Source organism: Virgibacillus kekensis (assembly GCF_042654125.1).
Classification (GTDB): Bacteria; Bacillota; Bacilli; order Bacillales; family Amphibacillaceae; genus Lentibacillus; species Lentibacillus kekensis.
On sequence record NZ_JBHSFU010000008.1, the window covers coordinates 107,330 to 120,370 of the forward strand.

Genomic DNA, 13,041 nt, shown 5'->3' on the forward strand with positions numbered 1-13,041 from the left:
GGTAAACGTGCCAGTTTCATTTTTTTTCGACTAGGGATACAATATAGGGAAAGAAGGAGGTGAAGTTATGACTGCACCGTACGTACATAAATTATTTACAGGAAAAGTAAAAGTGGCCGATCCCATGAACCGATCCTGGAAAAGTGGCATGTTTAAAGAAATAGTGGATGGTGATCAATGGCTTTCCAAAACAGGGTTTACGGGAGATGAGGTAGCAGATAAGAAAAATCACGGAGGCCCAGAAAAAGCTGTGTTTGCCTACCCTGAAAGTCACTATTCATATTGGCAGGAACAGTTGGAAATCGAAACCATTGATGCGGGCGGAATGGGAGAAAACCTCTCCCTTGTGCATGCAGATGAATACAGCGTTTGTATTGGTGATACTTATAGGTTTGGGGAAAGTATTATCCAGGTGGCTCAACCCCGGAAACCCTGCTGGAAACCGGCAAGGCGTTTTAATGTGAAAGACCTTGCTGTGAGAATCCAGACAACAGGGCGAACAGGCTGGTATTTCCGTGTCTTAAAGGAAGGAAGAGCTTCAGCGGGTCAGCAACTTCATCTGATTGAGCGGCCGTACCCACAATGGACAATCGCTGTCTGCAATGAGGTTACGCATGAAATGAAGGATGATTTGAAACGTGCTGCAGAGCTGGTTTCATGTGAACTGCTTGCCGAAAATTGGAAGAAATCACTGAACAAGCGGCTGGCTAACACAACGAAAATATAGAATTTCCTTCTTCTTGGCCTAAAACAAAAAGCATACACATTAGAAATAAAGGGAACGATGTCCGTATAATTGGATGAAGTTTGCTAGCTGGAACAGTTCTAGGAGGGTTATCGTGCTAAGTAATGTTTATACTATGGTCGCTATTATACTAATCATCAATATTGTGTATGTATCACTATCGACCGTCCGGATGATTTTAACGCTGAAGGGGCGCCGGTATATCGCAGCAGTTGTAAGCATGTTTGAAGTTGTTATTTATGTACTTGGGCTTGGACTGGTACTCGACAATCTGAACGAAATTCAGAACCTTGTAGCTTATGCGGTAGGTTTTGGGATTGGTGTTGTCGTAGGTACAAAAATCGAGGAAAAATTAGCACTTGGCTATATCACGGTCAATGTTATTTCGTCCGACCCGAATATCGAGTTCACGAGGAAGCTTAGGGAAAAAGGCTATGGCGTCACAAGCTGGTATGCTTATGGGATGGAAGGTGATCGACTTGCCATGCAGATTCTAACACCGAGAAAATACGAACTGACACTATACGAATCCATTAAAACCATTGATCCGAAAGCCTTTATAATCTCCTATGAACCAAAACAGATTAACGGAGGGTTCTGGGTCAAACAGGTACGGAGAGGCCGGCTCTCGAAAAAGAGTGCCAAAGAAGGCAGTCCTTTACCGGCAGAACCGGTTATCCCTACAGATCCTGACACGGAGAAAAAAGAATAAGAAGCTGAATTGGCCATCAGATTGTGAAATAGCAATGATGGTCTTTTTAGTTCTTTCTCTTCCGCAAAAGATCCCAAGTATTTTTGAATTTCTATCACAAAAGCCATGTTTTCCAAGAAGGAATGTAAAGAGGTTTGTCGAAATTAGTAAGTAGGGATTCTTTTACTTATTAAAAACCGGTAAGGATGGAGGGTTTATAAATGAGCGTTTATGACAAATACGAAAGTGCAATTGATACAGTCGTACAGCTGAAGGAAGTTCCTGATGCAGTTCTGACTGAACCAATCGCTCCAGGAAAGTGGTCGATTAAGGAGATTGTTGGTCATATGTTTTACTGGGATAAGTTCATACTGGAGAGAATGGTACCTGATATGAAAAAAGGCAAGACGCTTATTCCTTTTCCTGATCATGATACCTATAACGCAGAGGCTACAGGGTATATTGATAAGTTTAATCCCATGGAAGTAATGGATGTTTTTGCGGAAACCCGTAAAAAATTAAGTGGTGAGCTACAAGCAATAGATTCAACTGAGCGATTCACAATAGTAAATGAGCCAGGTGATTTTTCACCGGAAAAGCTGGTGGCAATCTTCGTGGAACACGACGAGCATCATTTCAGACAGATAGAAGATAAACTTGAACACGATGGAATCTAATATCCAACCATGAAGGAGATAAAGTATGGCAGAAAGCAGTAGAAAGATTGAAGCAGTGGATCAGTATATTTTTGGTTTGCCGGAGAATATCCAGGAAATAACCAGCGCATTGAGAAAAATTATTCTGGGAGCATCAGCGGATCTAACCGAAGAGTTCAAGTGGTCAATGCCCAATTATTCCTGTAATGGCTTAGTCTGTTATCTTCAGGCTTCCAAGAATCATGTTAACCTAGGTTTCCACAAAGGAAGCGAACTGATGGAGTATGATACTGAAAGTTTATTGCAAGGAAGCGGAAAGACCATGCGGCATCTACGGGTTAAAAAAATGGATGAAATCAAGCCGGAAGAATTCACAGTCCTTATTAAGAAGGCGGTAAACCTGAACGGAGAATGAATTTTGGTGGGAAGGCCGAAGCTAATGTACTGTATGTTTAATGGATTTCTTTATTTATGGGCAATTGTACTAGCTTTTGCTGTTATTTCCAACATTATGCATGAGAGAAAGTTTTTAGCAAGGGTTAAATCCGAACATTAGATTGGTTATTAATTTTATCGTTCGATATTTGTTGACTTTTCATCACTCTTATTGGTATGATGTACATAACAATCGAATAATAATTCCTCATATATCCTCAGGAATATGGCCTGAAAGTTTCTACCCGGCACCGTAAATGCCGGACTATGGGGGAGGATGAATTGTGTTCAATGATCCTTTTAAGATGTTATGTGTATTAGTCTATTCATCTTCTCTCATATATGAGGGGAGACGAATAGACTTTTTTATTTTTGTAGTTTAATAAAAAATTGTTGTTTTTGAAAACTATAAATTGCATCATAACATACCGCTACAGAATTACACTTCGCTTTCCGCGGGCTCGCGCTGAGCCTCCTCGTTCACAAAGAACGCTCAATGTGGGGTCTCAACGTCTTTGTTTTCCCGCAGGAGTCTTCGTATATTTCCTTCGCTAACATAGCGTTGATCGGAGCAAAGGGCAGTCGACGCCTGCGAGAAATAAACCTTACTAGAGTGACGAAGTTTATATCGACTGCGAGGGTTAAGGGCAACCATCTAAGGAAGACAAATTTATTTTTTAAAGAAAAGGGAGATTCTATGGCACAGGTTGGCGTGATAATGGGAAGTATATCAGACTGGGAAACAATGAAACATACATGCGAAATACTTGATCAACTGGAAATTCCATACGAGAAAGATGTGATTTCAGCACACCGAACGCCTGATGAAATGTTCGCTTATGCAAAAACGGCACGGGAACGTGGTCTAAAAGTAATTATTGCTGGCGCTGGGGGCGCAGCACATTTGCCAGGAATGGTCGCTTCACAAACGATATTGCCAGTGATTGGCGTACCAGTACAGAGCAAGGCACTTGATGGACTTGATTCACTTCTTTCTATCGTTCAGATGCCTGGCGGCGTACCGACTGCCACAGTCGCTATCGGGAAAGCAGGTGCCAAAAATGCTGGAATTCTGGCAGCACAAATTATCGGGGCGTTTAATAGACAGGTTGCTGTGCGTCTGGAAGAATCCCGTAAAAATATGAAAAACAGTGTAGCAGAAATGAGGGATGAACTTGCCAAAAAATAATGTAATCCTGCCAGGACAGACAATCGGAATTATCGGTGGTGGACAGCTTGGACGCATGATGGCTATTGCTGCCAAGTATATGGGGTATCGGGTTGCTGTACTTGACCCAACACCAAACTGTCCAACCGCCCAGGTAGCTGATGAGCAAATCATTGCCGCATACGACCATATGGACGGAATAAAACAGCTAACAGAAATCAGTGATGTTGTAACGTACGAGTTTGAAAATGTGGACTTAGGGGCCGCTGCATATATAGAGAATGCGGGGAAGCTGCCACAAGGTGCTTATGCGCTTGAAGTAACGCAGAACCGTGAAAAAGAAAAGACAGTTATGCGTGAAGCAGGACTGCCGGTACCCCGTTTTGCGATTGTAACAAACAGCAAGGAATGTGAGACGGTACTGAAGGATTTCACCTTTCCGGCGGTTATCAAGACGTGCAGCGGAGGCTACGATGGTAAAGGACAGCTGAAACTTGAATCTACAGAAGGTATCAGCGCAGCATGTGAATTCGCTGACCGGAATAACACCTGTATTATCGAGCAATGGGTACCATTTGACAGGGAAATTTCCGCAGTGTTCACCCGCGCACAATCAGGGGAAATGGCATTTTTTCCAATCGCGGAGAATGATCATAAGAACCATATCTTATATAAAACTACAGTTCCGGCAACGATAAGCGAGACAGTTAATCAGAAAGCAATCAACGCTGCAAAGAAGCTTGCTGAAAAGATGAACGTAGTCGGCACATTTGCGATTGAAATGTTCGTAAAAGAAGAGGAAATTTTCCTTAATGAGATGGCACCACGACCTCATAACTCCGGACACTATACCATTGAAGCGTGTAACATATCGCAATTTCAGCAGCATATCCGTGCAATCTGCGGGTTGGATCTGATGCCGGTTAAACTGTTGGCACCTGCCCGGATGGTGAACATTCTCGGAGAAGACCTGGAACATGCACTAAAGGTAATGCCGGACCTTAAGAACGGGTTCGTTCATCTGTACGGAAAAGAAGGAGTAAAACCAAAACGCAAAATGGGGCATATTACCTTTATCGCCGAAACTGAAGAAAGAGTTAGCAAAGTTGTTACTGCATATGAGGAGGCAAACGCATGATTGATCGTTATACAAGAGAAGAAATGGGTTCCATCTGGACTGAAGAAAATAAATTTAAGGCGTGGCTGGAAGTAGAGATTCTTGCATGTGAAGCATGGAGTGAACTTGGCGTCATTCCAGCTGACGATGTAAAAAAACTTCGGGAGAATGCATCGTTTAATATAAACCGTATTTATGAGATCGAGCAGGAAACCCGACACGATGTTGTAGCGTTTACCCGGGCTGTTTCTGAAACACTTGGTGAGGAACGGAAATGGGTTCATTACGGGCTGACTTCAACAGACGTTGTAGACACGGCGTTGTCCTATCAGTTGCGTCAGGCGAATGAAATCATCCGTAAAGACCTTACAAATTTCATTGAAATATTGAAAAACAAAGCAATCGAACATAAGCATACTGTCATGATGGGACGGACACACGGGGTTCATGCGGAACCAACCACGTTCGGACTGAAGCTTGCCCTATGGTATGAGGAAATGAAGCGCAACCTTGAACGTTTTGAACTGGCAGCTCGCGATATTGAATTCGGTAAGCTTTCAGGCGCGGTTGGAACGTATGCGAACATTGACCCATTTGTTGAAAAATACGTGTGTGAGAACCTTGGCCTTCAGCCAGCACCCGTCTCCACGCAGACATTACAGCGTGACCGGCACGCAGCATATGTATCTGCCCTTGCACTGATTGGCACATCAATCGAAAAGTTCGCAACTGAAATCCGGGGACTGCAGAAGACCGAAACACGCGAGGCGGAAGAGTTTTTTGCCAAAGGACAGAAAGGGTCTTCCGCAATGCCGCACAAACGCAATCCGATTGGTTCGGAAAATATGACCGGGATGGCGCGGGTTCTCCGTGGCAACATGATTACTGCTTTTGAAAATGTATCCCTCTGGCATGAACGCGATATCTCGCATTCATCAGCGGAGCGTGTGATTTTACCGGATACTACAATTGCACTGAATTATATGCTGAACCGATTCTCCAATATCGTAAAGAACCTGACCGTATTTCCGGAAAATATGCGCCGGAATATCGACCGCACGCATGGCGTGATTTTTTCACAACGCGTATTGCTTGCGCTGATTGAAAAAGGCATGGCCCGTGAAGCAGCGTACGACATTGTCCAGCCTAAAGCTATGCAGGCATGGGAAACGGAGACGCATTTCAAACAGTTAGTCGAAGCTGATGAACAGATCACCGAAAAACTAACGCAGGAAGAAATTGATGACTGTTTTGATTATACGTACCACCTGAAAAATGTGGATGCTATTTTCAATCGTATCGGACTTGAGGTGTAATGATGAAGGCAGAACTGTTATACGAGGGGAAGGCTAAACGTGTATATAAGGCAGAGGGGAAGCCGGGTCAGTTGGTATTGTCATATAAAAATGATGCCACGGCATTTAATGGCGAAAAGAAGGCTTCTTTTACCGGCAAAGGACGGCTGAACAATGAAATCTCTTCACGGATTTTTCCGTTATTAAAAGAAAATGGAATCGACTCACATTTCATTGAGCGATTGAATGAGACTGAGCAGCTTGTCCACCAGACCAAAATCATTCCACTCGAGGTTGTGGTTCGTAATCTGGCGACCGGCAGTATTACCCGCCGTCTTGGTATTGAGGAAAAAACGGCATTCACTCCGCCGATGATCGAGCTTTTTTACAAAAATGATGACTTGGGCGATCCGCTGATTAATGATCAGCATGCATTATTTTTAAGTGACGTTAAGGTAAGTGAACTGGAGGAAATTAAAGCAAAGGCTCTTTTAGTTAACGAGCAACTCAGACGAATTTTTGATGGAGTAAACGTCACCCTGGTGGATTTCAAGCTGGAGTTTGGACGGCTGAACGATGGCAGCATTGTGCTGGCCGATGAAATCTCACCGGATACATGCAGACTCTGGGACTCGGGCACACAGGAGAAACTCGATAAGGACGTTTTTCGTCAGGGGACAGGTGATTTACTGGAAGTCTATCAGGAAATTTTAACTCGACTGGAGGCAGTATCATGAAAAAGGTTACCGTACACGTTACATTGAAGCAGGGCGTTCTTGACCCACAGGGTAAAGCAATTCAAACATCACTGAACTCACTTGGATTTCAGGAAGTTGAGGAGGCACGTGTAGGCAAGTACATTGAGCTGTATATCGGTGAAACAGAGGATGTAGAAGCACGTGTTAAGGATATGTGCGCCAAGCTGCTCGCAAATCCGGTAATTGAAGATTACGAGATTGACCTGGAGGAGGCTGTTCGCTCGTGAAATTTGCTGTAGTAGTTTTTCCTGGATCCAACTGTGACCGTGACATGTACCATGCGGCAAAAGAAATACTTGGTGCTGAGGCTGATCTCGTATGGTATCAATCTGCAAATCTTGAAAACTATGATGGCGTTCTGCTTCCTGGCGGCTTTTCGTACGGTGACTATCTTCGTTCCGGAGCAGTAGCGGCAACCTCGTCCATTATGCAACAGATCAAAGACCACGCGGAAAAAGGAAAACCTGTTCTTGGTGTCTGCAACGGCTTCCAGGTGTTGCTCGAGGCAGGACTCTTGCCAGGTGCAATGCTCCGTAATAAGAATTTGAAATTCATGTGCCATCACGAGCCATTGGTAGTCGAGAACAATACGACGATATTTACTTCCGGTTATAAAGCGGGAGAAGTTGTTCGTTTCCCGATTGCGCACGGTGAAGGTAATTATTTTTGCGATGAAGAAACACTACAACAGTTGAAAGTAAATAACCAGATTGTTTTCACATATGAGAATAACCCGAATGGCTCGGTGGCTGATATAGCAGGGATTGTCAACAAACAGGGTAATGTCCTTGGTATGATGCCGCATCCAGAGCGGGCCGTTGAGCAGCTGCTTGGCAGTGACGATGGACTTAAGTTATTTCAGTCAGTGGTAAAAAATTGGAGGGAATCCTATGTTGTCAACAGTTGATATCAGCCCGGAGAAAATTGAAGCAGACCAGCTATACAAGGATATGGGATTAAGCGATGAGGAATTTGAACTGGTCAAAAAAATCCTAAATCGTCATCCGAATTTCACGGAGACTGGAATATTCTCTGTTATGTGGTCTGAACACTGCAGCTATAAAACTTCTAAACCACTGCTGAAAAAGTTTCCGACCAAGGCACCGCACGTTCTTCAAGGGCCGGGAGAAGGTGCAGGTATCATTGATATCGGTGACGAGCAGGCAGTAGTTTTCAAGGTTGAAAGTCACAATCATCCATCCGCGGTTGAGCCGTATCAGGGTGCAGCTACAGGTGTCGGTGGAATTATCCGTGATGTATTTTCAATGGGGGCACGACCGATTGCGATGATGAATTCGCTTCGCTTTGGCAATTTGACAACCGACCGGGTCAAATATCTTTTTGATGAGGTTGTACACGGAATTGCTGGTTATGGAAACTGTGTCGGCGTGCCAACCGTCGGCGGGGAAGTCCAGTTTGATGACAGTTACGAGGATAATCCGCTCGTTAACGCTATGTGTGTCGGCTTGATAAATCACGATGAAATACAAAAGGGAATTGCTGCCGGAATCGGCAATACAGTAATCTACGCGGGAGCTGCCACAGGCCGTGATGGAATCCATGGCGCAACATTTGCCTCGGATGATTTGGCGGAGGACTCAGATAAGGATCGCCCGGCAGTTCAGGTTGGCGACCCGTTCATGGAAAAACTGTTGATTGAAGCATGTCTTGAAGTGATCCATAATGATGCGCTCGTCGGGATGCAGGATATGGGTGCGGCCGGTTTGACGTCATCAGCGAGTGAAATGGCGAGTAAGGCAGGAACTGGACTCGAGATGGATCTTGACCTTGTTCCCCAGCGTGAAGAAAACATGAACGCATACGAATTGATGCTTTCTGAATCACAGGAGCGGATGCTGCTGGTCGTCAAAAAAGGACGCGAACAGGAAATTATCGATATCTTTGAAAAATATGGACTGCAGGCGGTAGCTGTGGGCGAAGTGATCGAGGAAAAGGTATTCTGTCTGAAGCAGCACGGATCGGTAGTTGCGGATATTCCGGTTGACGCGCTGGCTGAAGAGGCACCGGTTTATCATATGCCATCCAAGGAAGCGGAATATTTTAAAGCTTTCCAGGCGATGGAAAACACCGTACCACATGTTGAAAATCATGCAGATATGCTGAAAAAGCTGCTTCAGCAACCGACGATCGCGAGTAAGGAATACGTCTATGATCAGTACGATTCCATGGTACAAACCAATACGGTTGTCGCACCTGGGTCAGATGCAGCGGTTGTACGTGTGAAAGGCACTGATAAGGCGCTCGCCATCACGACTGACTGTAATTCCCGTTATATTTATCTTGATCCGGAAACAGGTGGCAAAATTGCTGTAGCCGAAGCAGCCCGGAACATTGTTTGTTCAGGTGCTCGTCCACTCGGGCTTACGGACGGGCTGAATTTCGGAAACCCGACCAACCCGGAAATCTTCTGGCAGATGGAAAAAAGTGTGGAAGGGATGAGCGCTGCATCTTCGGTACTAGGTACACCGGTTATCAGTGGTAATGTATCCCTTTATAACCAGTCAAGAGGTAAGTCTATCTATCCGACGCCTGTTGTTGGAATGGTTGGATTGGTTGAGTCGCTTGATCATCTCACCCCGAATTATTTTCAGCAGGAAGGTGATCTGGTTTACCTGATTGGGGAAACCTATGCCGAATTTGGCGGCAGTGAGCTGCAGAATGTCGTATCCGGAAAATATGAAGGCAAGGCACCGGCAATTGACTTGGAAAAAGAAGCAAAGCGGCAGGAACAGCTGCTCAAGGCGATTCGTCAGGGTACAGTGGCATCAGCGCATGACCTGGCTGAAGGCGGACTTGGCGTTGCGCTTGCTGAAAGTTTATTTAACGGAAATGGGCTAGGCGTGGATGCTAAAGTATCGGATGATGCCACGGTTGCTCTTTTCAGTGAAACCCAGTCACGGTTTCTCGTTTCAGTCCCACCGGAGAATCAGGAAAAGTTTGAAGCATTGGTAAAAGACGCAAATCAGATTGGAAAAGTTAATAGTACCGGCGTTTTATCGGTCAGAACGAACGATGGTGTTCTTTTTGAGGAGGATGCTACAAAACTTTGCGATCTTTGGAAAGGAGCTATTCCATGCTTGCTGAAATAAAAGGCATCAATGAGGAATGTGGGGTATTCGGAATTTGGGGTCATGAGAAAGCTGCTGAACTAACGTACTACGGATTGCATTCGATGCAGCATCGCGGGCAGGAAGGCGCTGGTGTGGTTGTTAGCGATGGGGAAGAGCTTAAGGCGCATAAAGGTCTGGGGCTGGTAAACGATGTATTCAAACACGCGGATTTCAACAAGCTATCTGGTCGTGTCGCGGTAGGCCATGTTCGCTATTCAACACAAGGTGGCAAGGTTCTCGAAAATGTGCAGCCGCTTCTGTTTCGTTCACAGGCTGGGAGTCTTGCGCTAGCACATAACGGAAACCTCATGAATGCTCATAAACTCCGCGGCGAGCTTGAAGGTCAGGGGAGCATTTTGCAGACGTCATCTGATACAGAGGTGCTGGCCCATCTGATCAAACGCAGCGGGATGGAGACGAACGAGGAATCGATTGCCGACGCGCTCAATCAGGTGGTCGGCGCGTATGCCTATCTTATTTTAAAAGAAAATAAAATGTTTGCTGCACTGGATCCAACGGGCATTCGTCCTTTATCTATCGGGCGGCTCGGTGATGCGTATGTTGTTGCATCAGAGACATGCGCGTTCGATCAGATTGGAGCTACGTTTGTGCGCGAAGTTTTGCCGGGAGAACTGGTAACTATAAGTGACGAAGGGATTAAGTCAACCCGCTTCGCCATGCGTGAGCAGCGGAAGATGTGTGCAATGGAATACGTGTATTTATCCCGTCCCGACAGCGATGTCAACCAGGTGAATGTGCACGCATCCCGCAAACGTATGGGAATTGAACTGGCTAAGGAATCACCGGCACCTGAGGCTGATATTGTGGTCGGGGTTCCAGATTCTAGTATTTCGGCAGCAATCGGCTATGCCGAGATGAGTGGTCTTCCATATGAAATGGGCATCATCAAAAACCGCTATGTGGGACGGACGTTTATCCAGCCGTCGCAGGAGCTTCGCGAGCAAGGGGTTAAAATGAAGCTTGCGCCAGTACGCGGTATTGTCGAGGGGAAACGAGTAGTCATGATTGATGATTCAATTGTACGTGGTACGACGAGCAGGCGGATTGTTCAGATGCTGAAAGAGGCAGGAGCAAAAGAGGTTCATGTCCGGATTGCTTCCCCATCAATTCAGAATCCATGTTATTACGGTATTGATATGTCGACACGGGACGAACTGATCGCAGCAAATAACTCACCAGAAGAAATCTGTGACATCATCGGGGCTGATAGTATTGCTTATTTGACCGAGAAGGGGCTTGAACGTGCGATAATTATGGAAAAAACAATCCATCAGGGTATCTGTACCGCCTGTATGACCGGTAAATATCCGGTGAAAGAAGATGGTCAGACAGAGATAATGTACACGAAATGTTAGGGGGCGGCGGATTTGTCAGATGTATATAAGAATGCTGGAGTCGATGTCGAAAAGGGCTATGAAGCAGTTGAACGAATGAAAAAGCATATTGCCCGGACGTCCAGGCCGGAAGTGCTCGGTGGTGTCGGCGCGTTTGCTGGATTATTCGAATTGAGTTCGTTTAACTACAAAGAGCCGGTTATGGTTTCCGGAACTGATGGTGTAGGTACCAAACTGAAGCTGGCATTTGAAACGCAGAAACACGATACCGTTGGCGTTGACCTCGTTGCCATGTGTGTCAACGATATTGTCGCACAAGGTGCCCGGCCGTTATTTTTCCTCGACTACATTGCCTGTGGAAAAAATGAGCCGGCAATGATTGAACAGATTGTCGCTGGAATCTCTGACGGGTGTGTCGATGCGGGTGCTGCCCTGATTGGTGGCGAAACCGCCGAAATGCCTGGAATGTATGGTGAGGAGGAATATGACCTCGCTGGTTTTACGGTCGGAATTGCGGAGAAGTCAGAGTTGATTACCGGTGAAGCGATTGCTGCAGGGGATGTCGTGATTGGTCTGGCATCAAGCGGGATTCACTCAAATGGTTATTCACTGGTCAGGAAGCTTGTTGAGGAGCTCGATTTGAACGAGACCTACGCAGGATTTGAGAAGCCGCTGGGCGAAGTTCTTTTAACACCAACACGGATTTATGCAAAACCGGTTGCAGCATTGATGGATGCGTTACAGGTAAAAGGAATATCGCACATTACAGGCGGCGGATTTTACGAGAACCTTCCACGTATGCTTCCAGAAGGGCTGGGCGTACGGATTGACCGGAGCGCCTGGAAAACCCCCGAAGTTTTCCCGTTTTTGCAGGAGCTAGGGGGCATCACAGAAGAGGAAATGTACGGTGTCTTCAATATGGGAATCGGTATGGCAATTGTCGTTTCTGAAAATGATGTGGAGTCTGCGCTTGATAGTTTGCGGGAGGCTGGCGAAACCGCAAACGTTATCGGTGAGGTAACGGCAAATAAGGGAGTGCAATTTATATCATGAAAAAAATAAACGCCGCCGTATTCGCATCAGGGAGCGGCAGCAATTTTGAAGCGATAATGGAGTTTGATGATCTCATTTGCGACATAGTGGTTCTCGTTTGTGACAATCCAGGCGCTCCCGTTCTCGAAAAAGCGGAACGGTATGGCGTGCCATCGGTGGTATTTAACGCGAAAGAATATTCCTCTAAAGCGAATTATGAGACATTGCTCGTTCGCGAACTGCGGGAACACGGGGTAGAGTGGATTTTTCTTGCCGGATATATGCGGATCGTTGGGAATACACTTCTTTCGACTTATGAAAACCGGATTGTAAATATTCATCCTTCGCTGCTTCCGTCCTTTCCTGGAAAAGATGCAATCGGCCAGGCGTACCAGGCGGGAGTTGATGAAACCGGGGTGACCGTCCATTTTATCGATGAGGGAATTGATACTGGGCCGATTATTTCGCAGGAGCCAGTCCAGGTTAACCCTGAGGATACTAAGCAAACATTGAAGGAACGGATTCAGCAGGTCGAGCACAGGCTGTATCCTGTAACAATCAACCAGTTGCTGCGGAATTCGTAAGACTTTTATTGACGAGGGCTGCTTAATTATTAGGCAATTTGCACCGTTATCAGGCGAAAATACCCCAAAATCAG

Annotated in this window: 14 protein-coding genes and 1 riboswitch; all 14 genes read left to right on the forward strand. The window is 45.7% G+C overall.

The features are described from left to right. Window positions 1–67: 67 nt before the first annotated feature. Window positions 68–727: an MOSC domain-containing protein gene (locus ACFO3D_RS14720; protein ID WP_390297619.1), complete on the forward strand. Its 660-nt coding sequence runs from the start codon at window positions 68–70 to the stop codon at window positions 725–727. Window positions 728–839: 112 nt separating this feature from the next. Further along, window positions 840–1,457 (forward strand): DUF2179 domain-containing protein, encoded by a 618-nt coding sequence (locus tag ACFO3D_RS14725; protein ID WP_390297622.1) that lies wholly within the window; start codon window positions 840–842, stop codon window positions 1,455–1,457. Between the two features lie 200 nt (window positions 1,458–1,657). Continuing rightward, complete coding sequence (locus tag ACFO3D_RS14730; protein WP_390297625.1) at window positions 1,658–2,113, forward strand: DinB family protein; 456 nt, start codon at window positions 1,658–1,660, stop codon at window positions 2,111–2,113. A 25-nt stretch (window positions 2,114–2,138) separates the two neighbouring features. Beyond that, window positions 2,139–2,507, forward strand: a complete 369-nt coding sequence (locus ACFO3D_RS14735; RefSeq protein WP_390297628.1) for a DUF1801 domain-containing protein — start codon at window positions 2,139–2,141, stop codon at window positions 2,505–2,507. A gap of 208 nt (window positions 2,508–2,715) precedes the next feature. Then, window positions 2,716–2,815, forward strand: a riboswitch (purine riboswitch). A 409-nt stretch (window positions 2,816–3,224) separates the two neighbouring features. Continuing rightward, entirely contained in the window at window positions 3,225–3,716 is a 492-nt protein-coding gene (purE, locus tag ACFO3D_RS14740; protein WP_390297631.1) for a 5-(carboxyamino)imidazole ribonucleotide mutase, read from the forward strand. Then, window positions 3,703–4,833: a 5-(carboxyamino)imidazole ribonucleotide synthase gene (gene purK, locus ACFO3D_RS14745; protein WP_390297634.1), complete on the forward strand. Its 1,131-nt coding sequence runs from the start codon at window positions 3,703–3,705 to the stop codon at window positions 4,831–4,833. The genes purE and purK overlap by 14 nt, the downstream gene beginning before the upstream one ends. Then, entirely contained in the window at window positions 4,830–6,128 is a 1,299-nt protein-coding gene (gene purB / locus ACFO3D_RS14750; protein ID WP_390297637.1) for an adenylosuccinate lyase, read from the forward strand. Before purK ends, purB begins: the two co-directional genes overlap by 4 nt. A 2-nt stretch (window positions 6,129–6,130) precedes the next feature. Beyond that, on the forward strand, window positions 6,131–6,844 hold the full coding sequence (gene purC / locus ACFO3D_RS14755; protein WP_390297640.1) for a phosphoribosylaminoimidazolesuccinocarboxamide synthase: 714 nt from the start codon (window positions 6,131–6,133) through the stop codon (window positions 6,842–6,844). Beyond that, a complete protein-coding gene (gene purS, locus ACFO3D_RS14760) occupies window positions 6,841–7,092 on the forward strand; it encodes a phosphoribosylformylglycinamidine synthase subunit PurS (protein ID WP_390297643.1) in 252 nt (83 codons plus the stop codon). Before purC ends, purS begins: the two co-directional genes overlap by 4 nt. After that, window positions 7,089–7,772 (forward strand): phosphoribosylformylglycinamidine synthase subunit PurQ, encoded by a 684-nt coding sequence (gene purQ, locus ACFO3D_RS14765; protein WP_390297646.1) that lies wholly within the window; start codon window positions 7,089–7,091, stop codon window positions 7,770–7,772. The genes purS and purQ overlap by 4 nt, the downstream gene beginning before the upstream one ends. Beyond that, a complete protein-coding gene (purL, locus tag ACFO3D_RS14770; RefSeq protein ID WP_390297649.1) occupies window positions 7,756–9,975 on the forward strand; it encodes a phosphoribosylformylglycinamidine synthase subunit PurL in 2,220 nt (739 codons plus the stop codon). Before purQ ends, purL begins: the two co-directional genes overlap by 17 nt. Next, window positions 9,960–11,372: an amidophosphoribosyltransferase gene (gene purF, locus ACFO3D_RS14775; RefSeq protein WP_390297652.1), complete on the forward strand. Its 1,413-nt coding sequence runs from the start codon at window positions 9,960–9,962 to the stop codon at window positions 11,370–11,372. The genes purL and purF overlap by 16 nt, the downstream gene beginning before the upstream one ends. A 12-nt stretch (window positions 11,373–11,384) precedes the next feature. Then, window positions 11,385–12,404 carry a phosphoribosylformylglycinamidine cyclo-ligase gene (gene purM, locus ACFO3D_RS14780; protein WP_390297655.1) on the forward strand — a complete coding sequence of 340 codons (1,020 nt, stop codon included), beginning with the start codon at window positions 11,385–11,387 and terminating at the stop codon, window positions 12,402–12,404. Then, a complete protein-coding gene (gene purN / locus ACFO3D_RS14785; protein ID WP_390297658.1) occupies window positions 12,401–12,967 on the forward strand; it encodes a phosphoribosylglycinamide formyltransferase in 567 nt (188 codons plus the stop codon). Before purM ends, purN begins: the two co-directional genes overlap by 4 nt. Window positions 12,968–13,041 lie beyond the last annotated feature (74 nt).

Coding starts and splice junctions, on each gene's coding strand:
- ACFO3D_RS14720 (WP_390297619.1), top strand. CDS start 68: ATGACTGCACCGTACGTACATAAATTATTTACAGGAAAAGTAAAAGTG.
- ACFO3D_RS14730 (WP_390297625.1), top strand. CDS start 1,658: ATGAGCGTTTATGACAAATACGAAAGTGCAATTGATACAGTCGTACAG.
- ACFO3D_RS14735 (WP_390297628.1), top strand. CDS start 2,139: ATGGCAGAAAGCAGTAGAAAGATTGAAGCAGTGGATCAGTATATTTTT.
- purE (WP_390297631.1), top strand. CDS start 3,225: ATGGCACAGGTTGGCGTGATAATGGGAAGTATATCAGACTGGGAAACA.
- purB (WP_390297637.1), top strand. CDS start 4,830: ATGATTGATCGTTATACAAGAGAAGAAATGGGTTCCATCTGGACTGAA.
- purC (WP_390297640.1), top strand. CDS start 6,131: ATGAAGGCAGAACTGTTATACGAGGGGAAGGCTAAACGTGTATATAAG.
- purS (WP_390297643.1), top strand. CDS start 6,841: ATGAAAAAGGTTACCGTACACGTTACATTGAAGCAGGGCGTTCTTGAC.
- purL (WP_390297649.1), top strand. CDS start 7,756: ATGTTGTCAACAGTTGATATCAGCCCGGAGAAAATTGAAGCAGACCAG.
- purF (WP_390297652.1), top strand. CDS start 9,960: ATGCTTGCTGAAATAAAAGGCATCAATGAGGAATGTGGGGTATTCGGA.
- purN (WP_390297658.1), top strand. CDS start 12,401: ATGAAAAAAATAAACGCCGCCGTATTCGCATCAGGGAGCGGCAGCAAT.